22 protein-coding genes are annotated in these 23,704 nt (G+C 70.7%); 10 read left to right on the top strand and 12 right to left on the bottom strand.

Going from position 1 to position 23,704, the window contains the following annotated elements; translation table 11 throughout:
• Positions 1-5: 5 nt before the first annotated feature.
• Positions 6-1,211 carry a Y-family DNA polymerase gene (locus HSX43_RS02025; protein ID WP_179378412.1) on the bottom strand — a complete coding sequence of 402 codons (1,206 nt, stop codon included), beginning with the start codon at positions 1,209-1,211 and terminating at the stop codon, positions 6-8.
• Positions 1,212-1,350: 139 nt separating this feature from the next.
• On the opposite strand from HSX43_RS02025, the gene HSX43_RS02030 reads away from it, so the two are divergent.
• From HSX43_RS02030 to HSX43_RS02040, 3 genes are all read left to right on the top strand, one after another.
• Complete coding sequence (locus HSX43_RS02030; RefSeq protein ID WP_179378413.1) at positions 1,351-2,292, top strand: aldo/keto reductase; 942 nt, start codon at positions 1,351-1,353, stop codon at positions 2,290-2,292.
• Between the two features lie 72 nt (positions 2,293-2,364).
• The gene (locus tag HSX43_RS02035) at positions 2,365-3,420 is read left to right on the top strand and encodes an NAD(P)/FAD-dependent oxidoreductase (protein WP_179378414.1); all 1,056 of its coding nucleotides are present in this window, start codon (positions 2,365-2,367) and stop codon (positions 3,418-3,420) included.
• Complete coding sequence (locus HSX43_RS02040) at positions 3,417-4,070, top strand: DUF938 domain-containing protein (RefSeq protein WP_179378415.1); 654 nt, start codon at positions 3,417-3,419, stop codon at positions 4,068-4,070. Before HSX43_RS02035 ends, HSX43_RS02040 begins: the two co-directional genes overlap by 4 nt.
• 42 nt (positions 4,071-4,112) lie before the next feature.
• On the opposite strand, the gene hisG is transcribed toward HSX43_RS02040, so the two are convergent.
• The 3 genes from hisG to hisS are packed head-to-tail and all read right to left on the bottom strand — an operon-like array spanning position 4,113 to position 7,371.
• The gene (gene hisG / locus HSX43_RS02045) at positions 4,113-4,805 is read right to left on the bottom strand and encodes an ATP phosphoribosyltransferase (protein WP_179378416.1); all 693 of its coding nucleotides are present in this window, start codon (positions 4,803-4,805) and stop codon (positions 4,113-4,115) included.
• Positions 4,802-5,893: an ATP phosphoribosyltransferase regulatory subunit gene (locus HSX43_RS02050; protein ID WP_179378417.1), complete on the bottom strand. Its 1,092-nt coding sequence runs from the start codon at positions 5,891-5,893 to the stop codon at positions 4,802-4,804. Before HSX43_RS02050 ends, hisG begins: the two co-directional genes overlap by 4 nt.
• Entirely contained in the window at positions 5,890-7,371 is a 1,482-nt protein-coding gene (hisS, locus tag HSX43_RS02055; protein WP_179378418.1) for a histidine--tRNA ligase, read from the bottom strand. Before hisS ends, HSX43_RS02050 begins: the two co-directional genes overlap by 4 nt.
• A gap of 84 nt (positions 7,372-7,455) precedes the next feature.
• On the opposite strand from hisS, the gene HSX43_RS02060 reads away from it, so the two are divergent.
• Complete coding sequence (locus tag HSX43_RS02060; RefSeq protein WP_179378419.1) at positions 7,456-7,650, top strand: SlyX family protein; 195 nt, start codon at positions 7,456-7,458, stop codon at positions 7,648-7,650.
• Positions 7,651-7,686: 36 nt separating this feature from the next.
• Positions 7,687-8,832, top strand: a complete 1,146-nt coding sequence (locus HSX43_RS02065) for a cytochrome P450 (protein ID WP_179378420.1) — start codon at positions 7,687-7,689, stop codon at positions 8,830-8,832.
• Between the two features lie 82 nt (positions 8,833-8,914).
• On the opposite strand, the gene denD is transcribed toward HSX43_RS02065, so the two are convergent.
• The gene (gene denD / locus HSX43_RS02070) at positions 8,915-9,907 is read right to left on the bottom strand and encodes a D-erythronate dehydrogenase (RefSeq protein WP_179378421.1); all 993 of its coding nucleotides are present in this window, start codon (positions 9,905-9,907) and stop codon (positions 8,915-8,917) included.
• A gap of 184 nt (positions 9,908-10,091) precedes the next feature.
• Between denD and HSX43_RS02075 the strand changes: the two genes are divergently transcribed.
• Positions 10,092-10,625 carry a DUF2799 domain-containing protein gene (locus HSX43_RS02075; RefSeq protein WP_179378422.1) on the top strand — a complete coding sequence of 178 codons (534 nt, stop codon included), beginning with the start codon at positions 10,092-10,094 and terminating at the stop codon, positions 10,623-10,625.
• 3 nt (positions 10,626-10,628) lie between these two features.
• On the opposite strand, the gene HSX43_RS02080 is transcribed toward HSX43_RS02075, so the two are convergent.
• Together HSX43_RS02080 and nth are read right to left on the bottom strand one after the other, a co-directional pair.
• The gene (locus HSX43_RS02080; protein ID WP_179378423.1) at positions 10,629-11,615 is read right to left on the bottom strand and encodes an adenosine kinase; all 987 of its coding nucleotides are present in this window, start codon (positions 11,613-11,615) and stop codon (positions 10,629-10,631) included.
• Positions 11,616-11,664: 49 nt separating this feature from the next.
• Positions 11,665-12,315, bottom strand: a complete 651-nt coding sequence (gene nth, locus HSX43_RS02085) for an endonuclease III (RefSeq protein WP_179378424.1) — start codon at positions 12,313-12,315, stop codon at positions 11,665-11,667.
• A gap of 99 nt (positions 12,316-12,414) precedes the next feature.
• On the opposite strand from nth, the gene HSX43_RS02090 reads away from it, so the two are divergent.
• From HSX43_RS02090 to HSX43_RS02100, 3 genes are all read left to right on the top strand, one after another.
• A complete protein-coding gene (locus tag HSX43_RS02090) occupies positions 12,415-13,287 on the top strand; it encodes a methylated-DNA--[protein]-cysteine S-methyltransferase (protein ID WP_179378425.1) in 873 nt (290 codons plus the stop codon).
• Positions 13,288-13,446: 159 nt separating this feature from the next.
• Positions 13,447-14,094 carry an OmpA family protein gene (locus HSX43_RS02095; RefSeq protein ID WP_179378426.1) on the top strand — a complete coding sequence of 216 codons (648 nt, stop codon included), beginning with the start codon at positions 13,447-13,449 and terminating at the stop codon, positions 14,092-14,094.
• A 104-nt stretch (positions 14,095-14,198) separates the two neighbouring features.
• A complete protein-coding gene (locus HSX43_RS02100; protein ID WP_179378427.1) occupies positions 14,199-14,966 on the top strand; it encodes a FadR/GntR family transcriptional regulator in 768 nt (255 codons plus the stop codon).
• Positions 14,967-14,987: 21 nt separating this feature from the next.
• Here the strand turns inward: HSX43_RS02100 and ptsP are convergent, their stop codons facing one another.
• Together ptsP and HSX43_RS02110 are read right to left on the bottom strand one after the other, a co-directional pair.
• The gene (gene ptsP / locus HSX43_RS02105) at positions 14,988-17,219 is read right to left on the bottom strand and encodes a phosphoenolpyruvate--protein phosphotransferase (protein ID WP_179378428.1); all 2,232 of its coding nucleotides are present in this window, start codon (positions 17,217-17,219) and stop codon (positions 14,988-14,990) included.
• 512 nt (positions 17,220-17,731) lie between these two features.
• Positions 17,732-18,970, bottom strand: coding sequence for an aspartate kinase (locus HSX43_RS02110; protein WP_179378429.1), 1,239 nt, complete (start codon positions 18,968-18,970; stop codon positions 17,732-17,734).
• A gap of 139 nt (positions 18,971-19,109) precedes the next feature.
• Here HSX43_RS02110 and HSX43_RS02115 point away from each other — a divergent pair, with 139 nt between their 5' ends.
• On the top strand, positions 19,110-19,862 hold the full coding sequence (locus HSX43_RS02115; protein ID WP_179378430.1) for a DUF2189 domain-containing protein: 753 nt from the start codon (positions 19,110-19,112) through the stop codon (positions 19,860-19,862).
• Here the strand turns inward: HSX43_RS02115 and HSX43_RS02120 are convergent, their stop codons facing one another.
• Genes HSX43_RS02120 through glmU form a run of 3 tightly spaced genes read right to left on the bottom strand, consistent with a single transcriptional unit; the run spans position 19,863 to position 23,694 of the window.
• Positions 19,863-20,492, bottom strand: coding sequence for a DNA alkylation repair protein (locus tag HSX43_RS02120; protein ID WP_179378431.1), 630 nt, complete (start codon positions 20,490-20,492; stop codon positions 19,863-19,865).
• Positions 20,493-20,536: 44 nt separating this feature from the next.
• The gene (glmS, locus tag HSX43_RS02125) at positions 20,537-22,342 is read right to left on the bottom strand and encodes a glutamine--fructose-6-phosphate transaminase (isomerizing) (protein ID WP_179378432.1); all 1,806 of its coding nucleotides are present in this window, start codon (positions 22,340-22,342) and stop codon (positions 20,537-20,539) included.
• Positions 22,342-23,694 (bottom strand): bifunctional UDP-N-acetylglucosamine diphosphorylase/glucosamine-1-phosphate N-acetyltransferase GlmU, encoded by a 1,353-nt coding sequence (gene glmU, locus HSX43_RS02130; RefSeq protein ID WP_179378433.1) that lies wholly within the window; start codon positions 23,692-23,694, stop codon positions 22,342-22,344. Before glmU ends, glmS begins: the two co-directional genes overlap by 1 nt.
• Positions 23,695-23,704: the final 10 nt, after the last annotated feature.

The raw sequence follows: 23,704 nt of genomic DNA on the forward strand, positions 1-23,704 counted from the left end.
TCGCGTCACTCGTTGAACTCGGCGCGGTCGGGGATACGACCGAAGGCGATCTTCGCCCCGGTATAGGGCACCTTGTGGGGCGGCAGCTCGCCGAAACGCACCGTGTCCTGCCCGAAGCGCGCGTTGAGCGCATCGATCGCCGTGCAGAGCCCCTCGCGCGCCGTCGCCTCGCCGGCGGCCCGCGTCTCGAAGAGGTCGGCGACATGATCGGCCTCGTCCTGCAACGCGCCCAGCATCACCGAGACCGAAATCGGATGCCGGCACGGCAGGCGCGCCCAGTAGCGGTCGAAGGCCCGCGACAGGTCGAAGGTGTCGCGCGTCGGCGTGATCTCCCCGCTCGCTGATTGCGCCCCGTGGTCGGCGCATTTGAGCCCGACGTGCAGCGACCGCGCGAAGCCGCCCTCCCGTCGCAGCCGCGCGGCGGCCTTCACGAGAAGGCGGCGGGCCACGGCACGCGCGGCCTCGGGGGTTCGGTTCTGCGGCGTCAGGCGTTGCCCGTGTCCGAGCGAATGGCGCTGCGTCTCGGGGGCCGCGACGGTCTCGCCGTGGAGCTGTCGCAGGAACCGCTCGCCCTCCACGTTGCCCCAGAGGTGCCGCGCGGCCTTGGGTGTCAGTGCATGGAGATCGGCGACGGTCCGGATGCCGGCCCGCGCAAGCCGCGGCCCGAGGCCCCCGGCGATCCCCGGCAGGTCGGTCGGGCTCAGGTGGGCAATCTTGTCCGGCAGCACCTCGGGCGCGAGCCAGTCGAGCCCCTCGGGCTTGCGCAGTTCCGCGGCGATCTTGGCGAGGAGCTTGTTCGGGGCCACCCCGACCGAGCAGGTGAGCGCCGGATGCACCTCCGCCCGGATCACCCGTTGCACCTCCGCCCCGAGGGCGAGCGCGGCGTCGAGCGCCTGTTGTCGACCCATCAGGCGGCAGGAGAATTCGTCGACCGAATGGGCGATATCGATGGGCAGGACCGTCTCGACGGCGGCGCGGATCCGGTGGTGGTAATCGACGAAGAGGTCGTGCCGCGCCGCCCGCACCGCGATCCCGGGGCAGAGCCGCCGCGCCTCCTCGAGCCGCGTGCCCATGCCCACGCCCCGCGCCTTCGCCTCCCGGCTGGCGGCGATGAGCGCGGCCCCCGGCGCATCGGTCGTCACCACGCCGACCGCGCGGGCCATCAACGCCGGCTCCTCCGCCTGGCAGACCGAGGCGAAGAATGAATTCATGTCGAAGAACAGGATGCGGACGCGGGAAACCATGGAGCACGGGAGAATCGGACTGGGCGAGCAGAATAGAACAAATTAAGAACACCAGGAAGCGCGAGGCGCGCTTGCCTCACGGGGCGGGGCCTGCGAGGCTGATGCCATGGCCACCATCACCAGCCCCGACGGCACCGCCCTCTCGCCGCTTTGCTTCGGCACCATGCAATTCGGCGGTCGCGCCGACGAAGGCGAAAGCCGCGCGATGTTCGACGCCTGCCGCGCGCGGGGCCTCAACTTCTTCGACACCGCCCATGTCTACACCGACGGCGAATCGGAGCGGCTTCTGGGCCGCTTCGCCGGTGCCGAGCGCGCGCGTCTCGTGATCGCCACCAAGGCGGCCTACGGCGGCGGCGCGGGGCGACGGAACATCCTGTCGTCCCTCGACGACAGCCGGCGGCGGCTCGACATGGAGGTGATCGACATCCTCTATCTCCACCGCTGGGACGGCGACACGCCGCTGGAGGAGAGCTTCGAGACGCTGGCCGAACTCCGGCAGGCCGGCACGATCCGCCACATCGCCGTCAGCAATTTCGCCGCCTGGCAGGTGATGAAGGCGCAGGCCGTCGCCGCGCGCTTCGACGTGCGCATCGACATGATCCAGCCGATGTATTCGCTCGTGAAGCGACAGGCGGAGGTGGAGATCCTGCCGATGGCCGCGGACGCCGGTATCGCCGTTGCGCCCTATTCGCCGCTCGGCGGGGGGCTTCTGTCGGGGAAATACGCCGCCGGCGGCACCGGACGGCTGACCGAGGATGACCGCTATGCCGCGCGCTACGGCGAGAGCTGGATGCACGACACGGCCCGCGCGCTTTCGGCCCTGGCCGACGACGTCGGCCACCATCCGGCGACGCTGGCCGTGGCCTGGTGCGCCGCCCACCCGGCGGTGACCGCACCCATCGTCAGCGCCCGCTCCGCCGCGCAGCTTGCCCCCTCGCTCGACGCGCTGGACCTGACGCTCGATGCGGACCTGATGGCACGGCTCTCCGCGCTCTCGCCACGACCCGCGCCAGCGACCGACCGCCTCGAGGAAGTGACCCCGAGGTAACGCCCCGCCGGCAATTGTGTGTTTCCGCTACGTCGCTTGTGAGCCTGCGACAGAGTGTGACACTGTGCGCCGGTGGAGTGGGACTTTCTCATCATCGGAGGAGGGATCGCGGGGGCATCGGCCGCCGCGGCACTGTCCTCGCTCGGCTCCGTCGTCCTCTGGGAGGCGGAAACGGCCTTCGGCACCCATGCGTCCGGCCGCTCCGCTGCACTCTTCGAAGAGAGCTACGGATTGCCGCCCGTCGTCGCGCTCAACCGCGCCTCGCGGCAAGCCCATGCCGAGGCCAGCTGGCTCACACCGCGGGGCCTGATGCTCGTCGGGCTCGCCGGACAGGAGGCGGCGTTCGACGCCGACCTCGCAGGGATGCAGATGGAGCCGCTCGCGCTGGACGCGGCCAAGGCGCGCGTCCCGATCCTCTCCGATGCCGTGACACGCGTTGCCTGGCACGCCGACGCCTTCGATCTCGACACCGACGCCATGATCCAGAGCGGCCTGCGCGCTGCCAACCTGGCCGAGACCGACCGCCGCGTCGAGGCGCTCACGCCCGTCGAGGGCGGTTGGCTCGCGGTGGCGGGCGGCGCGCAGGTTACTGCGCGGCACGTCATCAACGCCGCCGGTCCCTGGGCCGATGAAATCGCCGGCCTCGCCGGGGTGCAGCCCCTGGGGCTCAGACCCTACCGCCGGTCCATGGCCCGGATCGCCGCGCCGGGCGGTGCCGACGTGCGCGACTGGCCGATGATGCTGGGGGTCGGCGAAAGCTGGTACGCCAAACCCGACGCCGGCGCGCTCATCGTCTCGCCCGCCGAGGAAGACGCGCATCCGCCCGCCGACGTCTGGGCCGACGACATGGTGCTGGCCGAGGGGCTCGCCCGCTATCAGGAAGCGGTGACCGAGCCGGTGACGCGCCCGCTCGCCACCTGGGCCGGGCTGCGCAGTTTCACGCCCGACCGCTGCCTCGCCATCGGCGCGTCCGAGCGCGACGGCTTCTGGTGGTGTGCGGGGCAGGGGGGCTACGGCTTCCAGACGGCCCCCGCCGCGGCTGCGCATCTGGCCGATTGCATCGCCGGGCGCGCCTCGCCGCTCGACAGGGGCGTCGTCGCCGCGCTCGATCCGGGGCGTTTCCGTTGATCCGGCGACTGCGCACCACGCCGACCGAGCCCGTCGCCGACGCCGAAGGCCGGCTCTCGGCCCCGGCCGCGCTGCGCAACCGCGACGCGATCCTCGACGTTTTGCTGCCGCGGATGCCGCGCCGGGGCGACGTGCTGGAGCTCGCATCGGGCACCGGCGAGCACATCGCCGCGCTCGCCGCCCACCGCCCCGACCTCGATTTCCACCCGAGCGACCCGGACCCGAGCCGCCGCACCTCCATCGACGCCCACTGCAGGGGCCTCCCGAACGTGGCGCCCGCGGGCGACATCGACGTCGGCGAGCCCGGCTGGGCGATCGAGAAGGCAGCCGACATGGTCCTCGTCGTGAACCTGCTGCACCTGATCTCCGACGCGGAGCTTTCCGTCCTCCTCGACGAGGCGAGCCGTGCGCTCGCTCCCGGCGGGCTCCTGGCGATCTACGGGCCGTTCCTGCGCGGCGGCCTCCTCACCAGCGAGGGCGACCGCAGCTTCGACGCGAGCCTGCGCGCGCAGGATCCGGCGGTCGGCTACAAGGACGTCGACATGCTGCGCACCGTGCTGCAGGTGCTGGAGCTCGCCGTCGAGGTAGTCGAGATGCCGGCGAACAACCTGATGGTGCTCGGGCGGGCCAAGGCGGTCGCCGGGCTCTGAGCCCTCGGGCCGGTTCGTCGAAGCAGGGCGACCGGGCCGCCCTCAGCCGCCCCGCCCGAGCCGCGCCCGCAGATCGTTGAGCGTCGCCTGCTGCGCGCTGTCCATCGCCGCCGTGCGCGAACGGAAGAGCGTCGCCTGGCTGTCGTGGATCAACCCGTCGGCCAGCACCTTCAGGTGGTTCGCCCGCAGCGTCTCGCCGGTCGAGGTGATGTCGGCGATCATCTCGGCGGTGTGGTTCAGCACCGTGCCCTCGGTCGCGCCCTGGCTGTCGACCAACTGGTAGTCCGCGACGCCGTTCTGCTGCAGGAACTCCCGCACGAGGCGGTGATACTTCGTCGCGATCCGCATCCGGTGGCCGTGGGTCGCGCGGAATTGCGCGGCGGCGGCATCCAGGTCGTCGAGGGTGTCCACATCGATCCAGACCTTCGGCACGGCCAGGATCAGGTCCGCGTGTCCGAACCCCATCGGCGCGACCGCTTCGACCTTGTCCTCCCAGCGGGTCAGCTTTTCGCGCACGAGATCGCTGCCCGTCACCCCGAGGTGGATGCGCCCGGCGGCCAGTTCGCGGGGGATCTCCCCGGCCGAGAGCAGTACGAGCGCAACCTCCGCCCCCTCCACGGCACCGGCATATTCCCGGTCGGAGCCGGTGCGACTCAGCGTCAGGCCCCGCGCGCCGAACCAGTCGAAGGTCTTCTCCATCAGCCGTCCCTTCGACGGCACGCCGAGCCGGATCATGCGAGACCCTCCAGCAAGCCGGGACGGATCACGCCGCCAACCGCCGGGATCGACCGCCCATCGCCAAGTACCGCCGTCAGAGCGTCGTAGCGGCCGCCCGTCGCCAGCGGCGGCAGGTCGGGCCGCAGGGGCGCGGCGAAGGTGAAGGTGAAGCCGTCGTAGTATTCCATGGCCGAGCGCCCGCGCGCCGGCGCGAACGACAGCCGCGCCGGATCGTGCCCGCGCCGGGCGAGCGCCTCGGCCCGTGCCTCCAGACGGTCGACCGCCGGGCTCAGGCCGGGCAGGTCCACCGCCATGTCCCGCAGGGGCGAGAGCGCCGCGTCCATCGGCCCGTCCATCGCGAGGATCATGGCGATCACCTCGGCCTCGGTGCGGGCGATCGGCGGCGTCCCGGCGTCTTCGGCGAGGGCTTGCGTCCGCGCCGCGATCTCGCCCGCCCCACGCAGGCCAACGGCGGTGCCCGCCGCCTGGATGAGCGTCTCGGGGGCCGTGTGCGTCAACTGTTCGAGCAGGAGGCCGCGCGTGTGCGTGGGGGGGATCGCGCCGGTGTAGCGCTCCATCAGCCGCCGGAACCGCGCCGGCCGCCAGAGATGCCGCTTGAGCGCCGCGCGCCGCCGCGCGGAGGTGGTGAGCCCCGCGATGGCCGCGATCAGGATGCCGAGGTCGCCCGTCGCCGGCACCGCCTCCCAGGGGGCGAGCGCGCGGGCGATCAGGTCGAAGACCTCGGCATCCGCCGCCGCCGGGTCGCTGCCGTCGAAGACCTCGAAGCCGACCTGCAGGTATTCGCGCGGCCGCCCTTCGTCGACCTCCTGCCGCCGAAAGACCTCGCCCGTGTAGCAGTAGCGCGCGGGATCCGCGCCCTCTGCCATGTGCCGCTGGACGACCGGAACCGTGAAGTCGGGGCGCAGCATCGTCTCGCCCGCGATCGGGTCGTGAGTGACGAAAGCGCGCCCGCGAATATCCTCACCGTAGAGGTCGAGCAGCGTGCCCGCAGGCTGCAGGATGTCGGTCTCGACGGGCGTCGCGCCGGCCGCGACGAAGCCCTGCATCAGGTCCGCGGCCCGGGCGCGGTCGGCGGCGGAGATCATTGGAGCAGGGACTTCAGGAAGGGCACGAGATCACCCCGCTTGACCTCGGTCTGCGAGGGGTTCTCCTTCCACTCCTCAAGGCTTGCCTCTTCGGCCAGCTTCGCGCCCAGCACGAGGTCCTTCACCTGCAGGACGCCGCGCGCAGCCTCGTCCTCGCCCATGATGATCGCCGCCGGAGACCCCCGGTCGTCGGCGTATTTCAACTGGTTGCCGAACTTCTTCGGGTTGCCGAGGTAGACTTCCGCCCGGATGCCCGCCGCCCGCAGCTCGCCCACGATGGCCTGATAGTCGGCCATGCGGTCGCGATCCATGACGGTGACGACGACGGGCCCCCGTGCGGCTTGGGTCGTCTGCCCCTTCATCCGCAGCGCAGCCAGAAGCCGGTCCACCCCGATGGAGACGCCCGTAGCCGGAACCGCCTGCCCGGTGAACCGCGTCACGAGGTCGTCGTAACGCCCCCCGCCCGCAACCGACCCGAACTGCCGCGGCCGCCCCTTCTCGTCCTTGATCTCGAAGGTCAGCTCCGCCTCGTAGACCGGGCCGGTGTAATAGCCGAGGCCGCGCACGACGGAGGGGTCGATGACGATGCGGTCTGGGCCGTAGCCCTGGGCTTGGAGCAGGTCGGAGATTTGCTCCAGTTCGGCGACGCCTTCCTGACCGAGTTCGCTGCCCGTGACGATGTCGTTCAGCCGCTGGCACGTCTCGGCACCATTGTCCCGCCGCGCGTCCATGAAGGCCATGACGGTGTCGGCCTGCGCCTCGCCCAGGCCCGCACCCTCGGTAAAGTCCCCGCTCTCGTCCTTCCGGCCCTCACCCAGCAGCGCCCGCACGCCCTCGACACCCAGACGATCCAGCTTGTCGATGGCTCTGAGCACGATCCCGCGCTCTGCTTCCTTGTCCTCCCCGGCCAGTCCCGCGACCTCCAGCACCCCGTTGAGCACCTTCCGGTTGTTCACCCGCACCACGTAATCGCCGCGCGCGATCCCGACGGCCTCCAGCGTGTCCGCCAGCATCGCGCAGATCTCCGCGTCCGCCGCCACGCTCGCCGTGCCCACGGTATCCGCGTCGCATTGGTAGAACTGCCGGAAGCGCCCCGGCCCCGGCTTCTCGTTGCGCCAGACCGGGCCCATCGCATAGCGGCGGTAGGGCGTGGGCAGGTCGTTGCGGTGCTGTGCATAGACCCGCGCCAAGGGCGCCGTCATGTCGTAGCGCAGCGCCAGCCAGTCGCCGTCCTCCTCGCCCGCTTCCTGCCAGGCAAAGACGCCCGCATTCGGCCGGTCCACGTCCGGGAGGAAGGAGCCGAGCGCCTCCACCGTCTCCACCGCCGAGGTCTCCAGCGCGTCGAAGCCGTAGCGGTGATAGACTTCCGCGATGCGGTCGAGCATGGCTTTGCGCTCGGTCACATCGGCCCCGAAATAGTCGCGGAACCCCTTGGGAGTCTCGGCCCGGGGGCGACGGATCTTCTGTTTCTTGGCCATGCTGGCCCCCGATCTCGAAGCGGTCTAGAACTCGCCCGGTCCATACGGCCCGCGCCCCGGGCGCGCAACCTTGGGAGCCCCTCCATGCAGGACCTCGAAGAACGCATCGCGCATCTGACCCGGCTGGCCGAGGATCTCTCGGACGTCGTCGCCCGGCAGGACCGCCAGATCGCCGCGCTGGAATCCCGCGTGACCCGCCTGATGCAGCGCGCCGCCGAGCAGGAGGCCGAGGCCGGCGGGTCGGTCACCATCGCGAACGAACGCCCGCCCCACTGGTGAGTTGACCGGGCCCCGGCCCGCCCGCATCGTCCGGGCATGATCCTGACCGACCTGCCCGCCGGCTTCCACGACGATCCGTTCCCGCACTACGCGGTCCTGCGCGAGGCCGGCGCGGTGCGGCAGTCCGACGGCTCGGTCCTCCTCGGGCGGCACGCCGACCTGACGGCGATCTACAAGGACACGGAGACTTTCCGCAGCGACAAGACCGAGGTGTTCCGCCCGAAATACGGCGAGAGCCCGCTCTACGAGCATCACACGACGTCGCTCGTCTTCAACGACCCGCCGCTCCACACCCGGGTCCGCCGCGTGCTGACCGGCGCGCTGACGCCCCGCGCACTGGAGCGGCTCCGGCCCTCCCTCGCCGCGCTCGTCGACCGGCTCATGGACGACCTCGGGCCGACCCCCGACCTGATCGAGCAGTTCGCCGCCGCCATCCCCGTGGAGGTGATCGGCGACCTCCTCGCCGTGCCGCGGGCCGAGCGGGGGCCGCTACGCGATTGGTCGCTCGCCATCCTCGGCGCGCTCGAACCCGCGCTCGCGCCCGAGGCCCGGGCGCGGGGCAACGCCGCCGTGACCGACTTCCTCGCCTACCTGCGCGACCTCGTGACCCGCCGCCGCGTCGCGCCGGGCGATCCGGAGACCGATGTGCTGACCCGGCTCCTGCAGGACGGCGATCTGTCTGAGGCCGAGCTTCTGCACAATTGCATCTTCATCCTGAACGCCGGCCACGAGACGACGACCAACCTCATCGGCAACGCGCTCTGGCTCCTCGACCGCTCACCGGTGCATCGGCGCGGCGACGTCGCGCAGATCGTGGAGGAGACGCTGCGCCTCGAATCCCCCAACCAGTTCGGCAACCGCCAGACGACGCGGGCCGTCACGCTCCACGGTCTCGACATCCCCGCCGGCACCGACCTGCATCTCTGCATCGGCGCGGCCAACCGTGACCTGGAGGTCTTCGCGACCCCCGACGAGATGCGCCTCGACCGGGGCGCGCCGCGCCACCTCGCCTTCGCGGCCGGGCCCCATGTCTGCATCGGGCTCACGCTCGCGCGGATGGAGGGCCAGGTCGCGCTCGATGCCTTCCTGCGGCGCTTCCCCGACTACCGGATCACCGGCGGGCAGCGCGGCAACCGCGTGCGGTTCCGGGGGTTCGAGCGGCTCGACGCCACACTGGCCTGACGCGCTCCGAGGCGTATCTCGAAAGCGGAGAGCGGCCCTCGATCTCTCTGCCGTCAATACGCCCGCCGGAGGCTCCGACGCCTCAATCGGCACCGTCCTCGGCCACCGGGATGCGCCCGCCGAGCTCGTCCTCGATATGCGCGCGGATGATCGCGTCCATGTCGGGCTCCGCCTCGAAGCCGAGCGCACGGGCGCGCACCGGGTCGAAGGCCTGCGGCCAGCCGGCGACGATGCCGGCGACCGTCTCGTCGCCCTCCCGCCGGATGAGCCGCGTCGCGGCCGGTCCGGCGGCACGTTCGAGCGCCGCGATCTCCTCGCCCACCGTGGCATCGACCCCCGGCAGCGACAGCGCGCGGTCCGGCCCGAGCTGCGACAGGTCCATCTCGGCCGCGTGCAGCAGGAAGCCCACGGCGGCGCGCGGGCTCGCGAACCAGTGGCGCGTCGTCTCCGGCACGGGCAGCACGGCTTCCTGCCCCGTGAGGGGCTCGCGCAGGATCGAGGAATAGAAGCCCGAGGCCGCCGCGTTGGGCTTGCCCGGCCGGATGCAGATCGTCGGCAGGCGCAGCGCGATCCCGTCGAGGACGCCGCGCCGCGACAGGTCCGAGATCAGAAGCTCGCCCATCGCCTTCTGCGTGCCGTAGCTCGTGAGCGGGCGCGTCGGTTGATCGTCGGGGATGACGTCGGGCAGGGGCGCGCCGAAGACCGCGATCGAAGAGGTGAAGACGAAGCGGGGGCAATAGCCCTCCTGTGCCGCGATCGCCTCGCAGAGCCCGATCGTGCCGTGCAGGTTGACGGCGTAGCCCTTGGGGAGATCCGCTTCCGCCTCGCCCGAGACGATGGCGGCCAGGTGGAAGATGACATCCGGCCGGCTCTCGATCAGGGCGGGTGCGGCCGCGGGATCGGCCAGATCGGCCGAGAGGGCCGCGCCGGGGATGCCGTCCGGCAGTACGGGCGGCACTACGTCGACGAGCGTGAGTGCGGTAATCGCCTGCCCCCGCACCGTCCCGCGCGCGACCAGCGCCTCGGTCAGCTTGCGGCCGATCATGCCGGCCGCGCCGGTGATGAGAATGTGCATGACGCCCCTCCGCGCTTCAGGGGATTAAACGGTGGCCGCGGTCGATTGGCAATCCTTGTCGGACGACCGGCTCCACGGGCTCCGCTTCGGGCAGACGTCATCGCGTAGCGCGTCTCCGTGATTGCCTGTCGCCCCGCGTGCGCCGCAGTCTGCGACCATTCCCTTCGGGTACGGAGATCTCCTGATGAAAACCCTTTATTTCGTGTCTTTGGTTGCCCTCGCCGGCCTGGTTGGCTGCGCGGAAATCGCCACGCTTCATTGCGGAAACGTCAACGAATACGCCTTCGGTGAACGTGCCGGACAGGCCGGGCGGTCCAAGGCCGCTCTGCAATCGGAGATCGCGACCTGCGCCGCCACGGAACATCCTCTCGACGAACGGCGGGTGATGGCCGGCTACGAGGCCGGACGGCTCGCCTATTGCTCGCCCGAGGGGGCCTTTCGGACCGGACAGGCCGGCCTGTCGATCCGGCCGGTCTGCACGGCCGGTGAGCGTGCCGGGATGGGCCGCGCCCATCGTCTGGGTCAGCAGGACCGGGAGTTGCAGGTCCGGGTCCGCAGCCTGACCGGGGAGCGGCGGGAGCTGCGGGAGGCGCGGGCCGCGCTCGGCCCGGACGACGATGCGGAGGCACGCCGTCTCGGGGACGAGATTTCACGTCTCACCCGCCGCATCGAGCGGCTGGAGGATCGCCGGCTTCTTCTATCGCTCTTCGACGGGTGACGGTCAGACCAGACCCTCGTCCCGGAACAGCGCCATGATGTCCTCGGCCGGGCGCGGGCCGATGTGGCCGATCACCTCGCGGGCGCAGGCCACGCCCATGCGCGCCGCCGTCTCGAGGTCGCGCTCGGATGCGATGCCATAGAGGAACCCGGCCGCGAACTGGTCGCCCGCCCCCGTCGCATCGACGACGCGGGCGGCCTCGACCGGGGCCGTGACGCGGGTGCCGCCCGAGAGAACCCAGACGTCCTCGCCCGAGCGGGTGCAGGCGACGACCTCGCAGACCTCCGCCGCGCGGGCGAGGGCGGCGTCGAGGTCGTCGGTCTCGTAGAGCGTCGTCCATTCGGCGGCGTTGCCGATGGCGATATCCATGTCCTCGGCGATCAGGCGCTGGAAGTCGGCGCGGTGACGTTCGGCGCAGAACGGATCGGAAATGGTGATCGCCGACTTGCCGCCCGCGGCCTTCATCTTGGAGGCGGCCTCGGCAAAGGCGGTCTTCCCCTCGTCCTTGTCGAAGAGATAGCCCTCGAGGAAGAGGAGCCCGCCGCCCGCGAAGACGTCGGGCACATCCGCCGAGGAGATGTCGGCGCCCGCGCCGAGGTAGGTGTTCATCGACCGCTCGCCGTCGGGCGACACGAAGATCATCGACCGCGACGTCGGCAGGTCGACGGCCTGCGGCGGGTTCGGAAAGGCGGTGCCCGAGGCTTCCATCGTCTGCGCGTAGAACCGGCCGAGCGCGTCGGTCTTGACCTTGCCGATGAAGGCGGTGGAGAGCCCGAGCGCCCCGATCCCGGCCAGCGTGTTGGCGACCGAGCCGCCGGGGGCCTCCACCCGTTCGGACATGGCCGCATAGAGCAGCTCCGCCCGCTCGCGCTCCACGAGCTGCATGATGCCCTTCTCGATTCCCATCTGGTCGAGGAAGGTGTCGCTCGAAGGCGAGATCACGTCGACGATGGCGTTGCCGATGCCGATCACGTCAAAGGTCTGGGTCATGGAATGTCCTTGGGTTGGCGATGCGGGTGGCGGTCGACGCGTCGTGCCGTCAGGCCGGTTCGGTCTTGCCCTCGAACGGGCATAGGTCGCGGATGAGGCAGGCCCCGCACTTCGGCTTGCGCGCGACGCAGATGTAGCGGCCGTGCAGGATGAGCCAGTGATGGGCGTGCTGCTGGTATTCGGCGGGCACGTTGTCCTCGATGGCGCGCTCGACGGCGTCCACGTCCTTGCCGGGCGCGAGGCCGGTGCGGTTGCCGACGCGGAAGATATGGGTGTCGACGGCCTGCGCGGGATGCTTGAACCACATGTTCAGCACGACATTGGCCGTCTTGCGGCCCACGCCCGGCAGGCGGACGAGTGCCGCGCGCGAGGATGGCACCTCCCCGTCGTAGTCGTCGACGATCATCTGGCTCAGCTTGATGACGTTCTTGGCCTTCTGGCGGAACAGCCCGATCGTCTTGATGTGCTCGGTCACGCCTTCGAGCCCGAGGTCGAGCATCTTCTGCGGCGTGTCGGCCACCGCGAAGAGCCCGCGCGTCGCCTTGTTGACACCCGCGTCCGTCGCCTGCGCCGAAAGCGCGACGGCGACCACGAGCGTATAGGCATTCACGTGTTCGAGCTCGCCCTTCGGCTCGGCCTCGGCGGCCTCGAAACGCGCGAAGATCTCGCGCACGACGGGATAGGGCAGTTGCTTGGCCATGGCGGCCGATATGGCCCGGCGGAGGCGCGACGGCAAGCTTTCCGCAGGTTCCGGGTCGCGGTGCGGGGTGCGGCTGGGGCATAGAGACGGCAGGAGAGCATGACCATGACCGACCAGAGCCCCGCCCCCGACGGCTACCACTACGCGCTGATGCGGCGCGCGATCGACCATCTCGACGCCCGCGCCGACGCGCCGCCCTCCCTGCCGGAGCTGGCCGCGGAGATGAACCTCAGCCCCGCGCATTTCCAGCGCATCTTCAGTGCCTGGGCCGGGGTCAGCCCAAAGCGGTTCCAGCAGTATCTCACCCTCGGCCACGCCAAGGCGCTCCTGTCCGAGCGGTTCACCCTCCTCGATACGGCCCACGGCACCGGCCTCTCGGGGACAGGGCGGCTCCACGATCTCTTCCTGCGGTGGGAGGCCATGTCGCCCGGCGACTACGCCCGCGGCGGGGCCGGCCTTCGCATTGCCTACGACTGGCGCGACGGGCCCTTCGGCGAGATGCTGGTGATGGTCACCGACCGCGGCATCTGCGGGCTGGCCTTCGCGTCCGAGGCCGGGCGGGAGGCGACCTTCGCCGACATGGCCGCCCGCTGGCCCGCCGCCACCTTCCGCGCGGATGCTGCCGCCGTCGCCGCGCAGGCCGGCGCGCTCGATACGCTCTCGGGCGAGGCGCGGCTGCACATCCTCGGAGGGCCTTTCCAGATCAAGGTCTGGGAGGCGCTTATGCGCATCCCCTCGGGCCATGTCACCACCTACGGCGAGATCGCGAGCGCCATCGGCAACCCCCGCGCCGTCCGCGCCGTCGGCACCGCCGTCGGGCGCAACCCCGTCAGCTGGCTCATCCCCTGCCACCGGGCGCTACGCAAGTCGGGCGGGCTCGGCGGCTATCACTGGGGTCTGCCGGTCAAGCGCGCGATGCTCGCCTGGGAGGGCGCGCGGGCCGATGCGGACGCGCCCCGGCGATCGGCGTGAGAGGGCGTTTCCTTTCGATGTTATTGCCTAACGTGATCGCAGGCGACATCTGACCGGCGGAGCGTCGCGCACCCGGTCCGCGAATCGTGGAACCGGTGGAACGGGGCCCGCAATCGTGCGTTTTGCCTGCGCACAACCGACAACAAGCGGAATGAACACATGACCTTCTTCAAAGCCCCCCTCGCCCTGGCCCTCGGCGGTACGCTGATCGTGGCCGGCTGCGTCGACGCCACCACCGGCGAGCCCAACCGCACGCGCAACGGCGCGCTCATCGGGGCCGGGATCGGGGCTGCGGCCGGCGCGATCGCCGGCGACGGCAGCCGCGCGGACGAGATCGCAGCCGGGGCCGTGGCCGGCGGCCTGATCGGCGGGGCCATCGGCTCGCGCCTCGACCGCCAGGCGGCCGACCTGCGCAACCAGCTGGGCGACGACCGCATCCTGATCCGCAACACGGGCGAGCAGCTCATCGTCACCCTGCCGCAGGACATCCTCTTCGACACCGACAGCGCGTCGCTGCGCGCCGACCTGCAGTCCGACATCCGCGCCCTCGGCCGGAACCTGCAGCAGTATCCCGACACCGCCGTCCAGGTGATCGGCCACACCGACAGCGAAGGCTCCGCCGCCTACAACCAGGATCTGTCGGAGCGCCGCGCGCGGGCCGTCGCCGGCGTCCTCCTGGAGCAGGGCGTCTCGGGCAGCCGCGTGGTGCCGATCGGCCGGGGCGAGGCGCAGCCCGTCGCCTCGAACAACACCTCCGAAGGCCGCCGTCAGAACCGCCGGGTCGAGATCATCATCACTCCGACCTGACCGTCGCACACCGAACGAGTGGCCCCCGGTTTCGCGACCGGGGGCTTTTTTCCGTTGCATCCCCGGGCGGCGGTCATATCTTCTGACCAATTCAGGGGAAGGCCATGCCGTTTCAGAAGATCACCTCCGAAAAGCTCGCCACGGCCGTCGTCCGTCAGATCGAGCATCTGATCCTGCGCGGCATCCTCCGCCCCGGCGACCGCCTGCCGGCCGAGCGGGAACTGTCGGAGCGTCTGGGCGTCTCGCGGCCGAGCCTGCGCGAAGCGGTGGGCGCGTTGCAGGACCGGGGCCTCCTGACCGCGAAGGCGGGCGCGGGGGTCTACGTGGCCGACGTGCTCGGCAACGCCTTCTCGCCCGCGCTCACCAACCTCTTCGCGAGCCACGAGGACGCGCTCTTCGACTACATCGCCTTCCGCCGCGACATGGAGGGCATCGCCGCCGCCCGCGCCGCGACCCACGGCTCGGACACCGACCTCGCCCTTGTCGATACCATCTTCCGCAAGATGGAGGCCGCCCACGACAAGCGCGATCCCTCCGACGAGGCCGCGCTCGACGCCGATTTCCACATGGCCATCGTCGAGGCGTCGCACAACGTCATCATGCTGCACATGATGCGCTCGATGATGGACCTCCTGCGCGAGGGCGTATTCTACAACCGCTCCGTCATGTTCCGGCAGCGGACGACGCGCGACACGCTCCTCGACCAGCACCGCGCCATCAACGACGGGCTGCAGGCCCGCGACCCGGTCGCCGCCCGCGCCGCCGTGGAGGCGCATCTGAACTACGTGCGCGAAAGCCTCGGGGATCAGCGGGAGGCCGACCGCCACGAAGCCGTCGCGCGCCTCCGGCTGGAGCAGGAGGTGGGGCGCTGAGCAGACCGGTCCGGCGCTCCTCTAGCGCCGGCGCAGGTACTCCATCACCGCCGGCCGCACCGATTGCTCGCCCGCGTCCCGCGCAGCCTCGATGACACGGCGCACCGCGCCGAGGTCGGCCTTCAGCAGGATGTTCTTCACCGGCCCGATCGACGCTGGGCGCATCGACAGACACCGCAGGCCCATCGCCGCGAAGCAGAGCGCCTCGACCGGGCGGCCCGCGTCCTCGCCGCAGAAGCTGACGGGTGTCTCCGTCTCGGCGCAGCGCCCCACGATCCGCTCGATCAGGGTCAGGAAGCTGACGTTCAGCGTGTCATAGCGCCGGCGCACCCGCTCGTTCTCGCGGTCGGCGGCGAAGAAGAACTGCTTGAGGTCGTTGCCCCCGATCGAGATGAAGTCCGCCTCCTCGAAGAACCGTCGCGGTGCGAAGGCCATCGAGGGCGTCTCGAGCATCGCGCCGACCTTGAGCGTCTCGGGCAGGGCGTGACCGAGCGAGGCTTCGCGGTGCAGCTCCCGCGTGAGATGACCGCGCGCCTCGAGGAACTCCTCCATCTGGGCGATGAAGGGGAACATGACGTTCATCGGCCGCCCCTCGTGCGCCCGGATCAGCGCCTGCAGCTGCATCCGCATCACGCCGGGCTTGTCGAGCCCGACCCGGATCGCCCGCCATCCGAGCGCGGGGTTCGGCTCGTCCTGCGACTTCATGTAGGGCAGCACCTTGTCCGACCCGATGTCGAGCGTGCGGAACGTCACCGGCAGGCCCTGCGCCGCCTCGATCACCCGCGCATAGAGGCTCGCCAGCTCGCCCCGGCGCGGCACCTTGTTGCGCGTCAGGAACTGCAGCTCCGTGCGGAAGAGCCCCACGCCCTCGGCCCCCGAGGTCGGCAGCGACGGCAGGTCCGCCATCAGCCCCGCGTTCATCATCAGCTCCACGCGCGCGCCGTCCTCGGTCACGCAGCGGGTGTCGCGAATGCTGGCGTAGCGCTGCTGCGCCTGCTGGGCCATGGCGAGCTTCTCGCCGAAGGCCGTGCGCACCATGTCGTCGGGGCGCAGATGCGCGATACCCTGATCCCCGTCGACGAGGATCGCGTCGCCCGAGAGCGCCTCCGTCGTGATGCCCCGCGCCTGCAGCACGAGCGGAATGGCCCAGGCCCGTGCCACGATCGCCGCGTGGCTGCCGACCGAACCCTCCTCCAGCACCACGCCGCGCAGCTTGCGCCCGTAGTCCAGAAGCTCGCCCGGCCCGATATTGCGCGCCACCAGCACGGCGTTGTCCGGCAGCGCGCCGCGATCCCCGCCCTGGCCCGTCAGCATCCGCAGGAGCCGGTTCGACAGGTCGTCGAGGTCCGCGAGCCGTTCGCGCAGGTAGGGGTCGGCGTTGCGCATCTTGGCGCGGGTCGCCGTCTGCTCCTTCTCGACGGCGGCCTCGGCGGTCAGGCCCGCGTTGATGTCGTCCTCCATCCGGCGCAGCCAGCTGCGGGAATAGGCGAACATGCGGAAGGCCTCGATCACCTCCTCCTGCTCGCGGTCGCCATGGGCCTGGCTCAGCATCCGGTCGACCGATAGGCGCAACTCGTCCACGGCGGTGCGCAGACGTTCGCATTCCTTCTCGGGGTCTTCCGACACGGGGTTCGTGATGACGACACGCGGGTCGTGCAGGTAGACGGTGCCCTCGGTCGCGCCTTCCTGCCCCATGACGCCCTTGAAGAGAACCTGCTGCGCGTGCCGGGGCTTGAGCGCCTCGCCCTCGCCGACGAAGGCCCCGAGCTCCGCCATCTCGGCCAGCACCATCGCCACGACCTCGAGGGCATAGACCTCGTCCTCGGTAAACTCCCGCGCTTCCTTCGATTGCACCACCAGCACGCCGAGCCGCTCGCCAAGCCGCTGCACGGGCACGCCAAGGAAGCTCGAAAAGACCTCCTCCCCGGTTTCGGGCATGTAGCGGAAGCCCTTGGTGCCCGGCGCGTCGGCGGTGTTGAGCGGCCCCCGGCGGCGGGCGACGCGGCCCACGAGGCCCTCGCCCACGCGCATCCGCGTCACATGCACCGATTCGGGGTTCAGGCCCTTCGTCGCGCACAGCTCCAGCGTCTGTTCGTCCCTGTGCAGGTAGATCGAGCAGACCTCGGTTTCCATCGAGTTCGCTACCAGATCCACGATCCGGTCGAGCCGTTCCTGACCCGCGCCGGCCTCGGCCATGACGGCCTGAAGCCGCCGCAGAAGTTTGCGACTGTCGCTGTCCCTTGGCGCTGACATGTCCTGCCCCGGCTCCCTCGTCGGGAGGGACCATAGCGGAGTGGTTCACGGAAGGGGAGGGGGCGCGGACGGTGCAGGTCGAAGCGGCGGGCCGCGCCCGCAAATCGGTCCGGCTACCGGTTCCGGAGCGCGAAAACGCGCCGGTCCACGTACGGGCCGACAGCGTCCGGTCAGTTGGGCGCGATCATCGGGGTCGGGTCCACGCTCAGCGCGGGCAGGAGAAGGGCAAGGCCGACGCAGGCGACCATCCAGAAGGCGGGGGTGTAGAAGAAACGTGTCATGCCCCCTCTTCGCCGATCATCCCTTAAAAGAGCGATAACGGGCCGTCGTTATCCGATGACGGCCCCGCAAATGGCGTGCGGCCCGTTCCAAGCCCGCGCGGTCTCGGAGTGCCGCCGCAGGCGGTGCGCGTCGCCTACGCCTTCTTCAGCTCGAAGACGTCGTGCAGCGCCTGGACGGCCAATTCCATGTACTTGCGGTCTCGGAGTGCCGCCGCAGGCGGTGCGCGTCGCCTACGCCTTCTCAAGCTCGAAGACGTCGTGCAGCGCCTGGACGGCCAATTCCATGTACTTGCGGTCAATCAGGACGCTGATCTTGATCTCGGACGTCGTGATGACCTTGATGTTGATCCCCTCCGCCGAGAGCGCCTTGAACATCCGGGCGGCGACGCCCGTGTGGCTGCGCATCCCGATGCCGACCACCGACACCTTCGAGACGTCGGTGTCGACGATCAGGTCGTGGAAGTTGATCTCCTCGCGCGCCATGGCGTCGCGCACGGCCTTCTCGGCCCGCGCCACCTGATCCACCGGCAGCGAGAAGGTCATGTCCGTGCGCCCGTCCTCGGCGATGTTCTGCACGATCATGTCGACGTTCACGCCCGCCTCGGCCAGCGGCCCGAAGATCGCCGCCGATACGCCCGGCCGGTCGGCCACCGACACCAGCGTCATCTTGGCCTCGTCCCGGCTGAAGGCGACGCCCGCGACCACATTGCTTTCCATGATGTCCTCCTCGTCGCAGACGAGCGTGCCCGCGTTGTCCGATTGTTCCTCGAAGCTCGACAGAACGCGCAGGCGCACCTTGTAGCGCATGGCAAGCTCCACCGAGCGCGTCTGCAGCACCTTCGCCCCGAGGCTGGCGAGCTCCAGCATCTCCTCGAAGGCGATCTTCTCCATCTTGCGCGCCTTGGAGCTGACGCGCGGGTCGGTCGTATAGACGCCGTCCACGTCCGTATAGATGTCGCAGCGCTCCGCGTCGAAGGCCGCGGCGAAGGCCACCGCCGTCGTGTCGCTGCCGCCCCGGCCGAGCGTCGTGATCCGGCCCTCGGGGCTGATCCCCTGGAAGCCGGCGACCACGGCCACCTTCATGCCCTCGGCGAACTTCGCGTCGAAATTCGCGTTCGGGATCTCCTCGATCCGGGCGCTCGAATGGGCCGAGGTCGTTACCACCGGCACCTGCCACCCCTGCCAGGAGCGCGCGTCGATCCCATTCGACTGCAGCACCATCGCCAGCAGACCGGCCGTCACGTTCTCGCCCGAGGAGACCACCGCGTCGTACTCGCGCGCATCGTAGAGCGGGCCGCCCGCCTCGTTCACCCAGCCGACGAGCTCGTTCGTCTTGCCCGACATGGCCGAGACGACCACGACCACCTCGTAGCCCTTCGCCACCTCGACGCCCACGCGTTTGGCCACGCGCCGGATGCGGTCGAGGTTGGCGACGGAGGTTCCGCCGAATTTCATGACGAGACGCGGCATGGGCGACTCCTTCTTTCGGGTCCGGGGCCTGTTAGGGCAGGGGGGGCACGGGGGCAAGGTCGCCGCGCCATGATGCAGATCAACGACGGGCGATCTTTCGCGCCGCTATCCTGATCCGACCCGACGCCCGGAGCCCGCCATGACGCAAGCCGACCTGCCGCCGATCCGCGATCTCTCCACGGCCGACCTGCGCGCGGCCCTCGCCGCCGGCTGGGCCGACTTCCGCGCGGTGCCGCGCTTCGGGCTCTTCTTCGCGGCGGTCTACGTGGTCGCGGGGCTTCTGCTGACGCAACTCGGCGCGGGGCTCTTCACCTGGACGCTCACGCTCACGCTCGGGTTTCCGCTCCTCGCGCCCTTCCTCGCCGTCGGCCTCTACGACGTCAGCCGCCGGCGCGCGCGCGGGGCCTCCCTCGATTTCGGCTCCGTCCTCTCGGTCGTCTGGGCCGAGCGCACGCGGCAGATCCCCTGGGCCGGGGCCGTCCTCCTGATCTACTTCCTGTTCTGGAGCTTCGCCGCCCACCTGCTCTTCGCACTCATCATGGGGCCCGCGGCGCTCCTCGGGCCGCCCGACACGCTGACGAGCTACCTGACGCCCGCCGGGGCTACCCTCATCGCGGCCGAACTCGTCTTCGGCGCGGCCTGCGCCTTCCTGCTCTTCGCGCTCACCGCCGTCGGCCTGCCGCTCCTCCTCGATCGGGAGGTCGATTTCGTGACCGCCATGCTCTTCAGCCTCGCCGTCACCCGCGCGAACCTGCCGGTGATGACGCTCTGGGCCGCCTGCATCGCGGTGCTCACGCTCCTCGCCATGGTGCCGTGGTTCCTCGGTCTCTTCGTCGTGCTGCCGGTGCTGGGCCACGCCAGCTGGCATCTCTACGCCCGGATCGCCGGCTGATCAGCCGCTCTCGAAGGCGGCCAGCCGGGCCGGGTCATGCCGCCCGAGGTCGCGCAGCCAGCCGTCGATCGCCTGCCGGATGACTGGCCGCGTCTCGCCCCGCATCCGCTCGGCCTGCACCAGCACGGCCTCGCGCGCCGCGTGATCCGCGTCGCCCGGATGGCGCGCCTTGGCGAAGCCCGCGGTCGCCGCGAAGACCGTGCGCCGCGCCCAGACGTTCGCCGCCCCGGCCCAGTCGTCCAGCACGGCAAGCCGCTCCGGCTCCGCCGCTAGCCGCCGTTGCAGCGCCGCGGCCCCCGCGTCCGCGATCACCCGGCAGTCGAAGTGATAGACCCAGGACGACAGCAGGTCCCACGCCCCGCCGTCGGGCCGCATCCGCGCCTGCGTGAGCAGCTTGCACGCCAGCACCCGCCCGTCCGCGACACCGTCCCGCCAGAGCGCATCGGCGATCAGAACCCGATCCTCCACGCCCATCTCCGCGCGCAGCTCGACCCCCATGTCGGTCAGCGTCGCGCCATGCACGCCCCAGGTCTCGCGTTCGGTCCGGTTCGCCGCCCGGTCCTTCGCCGCCCGCTCCGCATCGCCCGCCGCCCGAAGCGCCGCGACGATGTCCCGCTTCTTCGTTTCCAAAGTATCCCGGGGGTTTGGGGGCTGGCCCCCAATCTCGTTACCGCTCATTCCACCGTCACCGACTTGGCGAGGTTGCGCGGCTGATCCACGTCCGTCCCCTTGTGGACGGCGGTGTGATAGGCCAGCAGCTGCGCCGGCACCGCGTAGAGGATCGGGGCGAAGACCGGCTCGACCTTCGGCATCACCAGTACTTCCCAAACGCCGTCCGAGGCCACCTCGGCCCCCTCGGCATCCGTGACCAGAAGCACCTTGCCCTCCCGCGCCATGACCTCCTGCATGTTGCTCACCGTCTTGTCGAAGAGCGGGTCCATCGGCGCGAAGACGACGACGGGCAGCGTCCGGTCGACGAGCGCGATCGGCCCGTGCTTCAGCTCGCCGCTCGCATAGGCCTCGGCGTGGATATAGCTGATCTCCTTGAGCTTCAGCGCGCCCTCGTGCGCCATCGGGTACATCGGCCCGCGCCCCAGGAACAGGATGTCGGTCGCCTCCGCGAGCCGCGCGGCCAGCGCCTCGCAGCGGTCCTCGACGGCCAGTGCCTGCGCCATCAATCCCGGCAGACGCTTCAGCCCGGCGACCAGTTCCGCCTCGCGGGCCGCGTCGATCGTCCCGCGCTGCACGCCGGCCGAGATGGCAAGCGCGAGCAGCACGGCGAGCTGGTTCACGAAGGCCTTGGTCGAGGCGACGCCAACCTCCACCCCCGCGTGGATCGGCAGGGCGATGTCGCTCTCGCGTGCGATCGACGACGTCTCCACGTTCACCACCGACAGGATCGCCCGCGCCTGCCCCTTGGCATAGCGCAGCGCGGCCAGCGTATCGGCCGTCTCGCCCGACTGGCTCACGAAGAGCGCGGTCGTCTGTGCGCCCACCGGCCCCTCGCGGTAGCGGTATTCCGAGGCGATATCGACCTCGACCGGGAGCCGCGCCAGCGCCTCGAACCAGTATTTCGCAACCGAACAGGCGATCTGCGCCGTGCCGCAGGCGACCATCTGGATGCGGTCGGTCGCGGTGAAATCGTAGGCGGAGGGCGGGGCGATCCGCTCTCCCTCGACATAGGCGGCAAGCACGTCCGAGAGCGTCTGCGGCTGCTCGTGGATCTCCTTGGCCATGAAGTGCCGGTGCCCGGCCTTCTCGATCCGGGCCGCGTCGATGCGGATGCGCGTCATCTCGCGCTGAACGGCATGGCCCTCGCCGTCGAAGATCTCCGCGCCCGACCGGGTGACGACCGCGCGGTCGCCCTCCTCCAGGTAGGTCAGCCGGTCGGTCAGCGGCCCGAGCGCGATCGCATCGGAGCCCACGAACATCTCGCCCGCGCCGTGCCCGATAGCCAGCGGCGAGCCCGCCCGCGCCGCCACCAGAAGATCCGGCTCCCCGTCGAAGAGGAAGCAGAGCGCATAGGCCCCTTCCAGCTTGTCGACCGTGGCGAAGGCCGCGTCCTTCGGCGTCATGCCCGCGTCGAGGAAGGCCTCACAGAGCCGCGCGACGACTTCCGTGTCGGTCTCGCTTTCACCGTCGCCCGACAGTTCCGCGCGCAGCTCGCGGAAGTTCTCGATGATCCCGTTGTGGACCACGGCCACGCGCCCCGCGCGGTGCGGATGCGCATTGGCGACCGAGGGGCCGCCGTGGGTCGCCCATCGCGTGTGCCCGATCCCCGCGAACCCCGGCAGCGGGTCCGTCACCAGAAGGTCGGCGAGGTTCACGAGCTTGCCGACCGCCCGCCGCCGGTCGAGCGCGCCGTCGTGTACGGTCGCGATGCCCGCGCTGTCGTAACCGCGGTATTCGAGGCGCTTGAGCGCATCCACCATGATGGGGGCGGCCTGATGATCGCCCAGAATGCCGATGATCCCGCACATCAGTTCGTCTTCCTTGCTTTGGCGGCGCGCAGCTTGGCCATGAGCCGTGTCGCGAAGCCGTCCTTGTTGACCTGTTTCGACCGCCCGAGCGCCAGCGCGCCGTCGGGCACGTCCTGCGTGACGACGCTACCCGAGCCGGTCATGGCGCCCGCGCCCACGCGCACCGGGGCGACGAGGGCCGAGTTCGACCCGATGAAGGCATCCGCCCCGATGTCCGTTCGGTGCTTGAAGACGCCGTCGTAGTTGCAGGTGATCGTGCCCGCGCCGATGTTCGCCCGCGCACCCACCCGGGCGTCGCCGATGTAGCTCAGGTGATTGAGCTTCGCGCCCTCGGCCACCTGCGCGGCCTTCACCTCCACGAAGTTGCCCACGCGCACGCCCCGGTCCAGCTCCGCGCCGGGGCGCAGGCGGGCATAGGGCCCGATGGTGCAGCCCTCCGAGACGTGGCAGCCTTCGAGGTGCGAGAACGCCCGCAGCGTCGCGCCACTCTCCACCGTCACGCCCGGCCCGAAGACGACATGGGGCTCCACCACCACGTCGCGCCCCAGCATCGTGTCATGGGCGAAGAACACCGTCTCGGGCGCGGTCAGCGTGGCCCCGTTCGCCATCGCCTCGGCGCGTTTGCCCGCCTGGAACGCGGCCTCGGCGGCGGCCAGGTCCATGCGGGTGTTCACCCCCATCGTCTCCGCCTCGGCGCAGACGACGACCCGCGCCGACATCCGCCCCGCCCGCGCCAGCGCGACGATGTCGGTCAGGTAGTACTCCCCCGCCGCATTGTCGTTGCCCACCTGTTCGATCAGGTCGAAGAGCGTCTCTGCGTCCGCCGCCACGACCCCGGAGTTGCAGAGCGTGATCGCCAGTTCCGCGGGCGTCGCGTCCTTCGCCTCCACGATCCGCTCCAGCCGGTCGCCCTCGGCCACCAGCCGACCGTAGCGCCCAGGTTCCGCCGCCTCGAAGCCCAGCACGACGACATCGGCTCCGTCTTCCCGCGCGGCGCGCATCTTCTCGAGCGTCTCGGGCGCGATGAAGGGCGTATCGCCATAGAGGACGAAGGCGTCCCCCGCGAAGCCGTCGAGCGCCGCCCGCGCCTGCGCGACGGCATGGGCGGTGCCGAGCTGCTCGGTCTGGCGCACCACCGCGACGCCGGGGTCATGCGCCCGCGCCGCCGACTCCACCGCGTCGCCCCCGTGGCCGGCGACGATGACCGTGCGTGCCGGGGCGAGGCGCTCGCCCGACCGCCAGGCGTGGATCAAGAGCGGCGCATGGGCCACCGCGTGCAGCACCTTCGGCAGGTCGGATTTCATGCGGCTGCCCTGTCCGGCGGCCAGGACGATCAGCGCGGTCTGTCTCATGGGTCTTTCC

The organism is Jannaschia marina, assembly GCF_013404595.1.
GTDB lineage: Bacteria > Pseudomonadota > Alphaproteobacteria > Rhodobacterales > Rhodobacteraceae > Jannaschia > Jannaschia marina.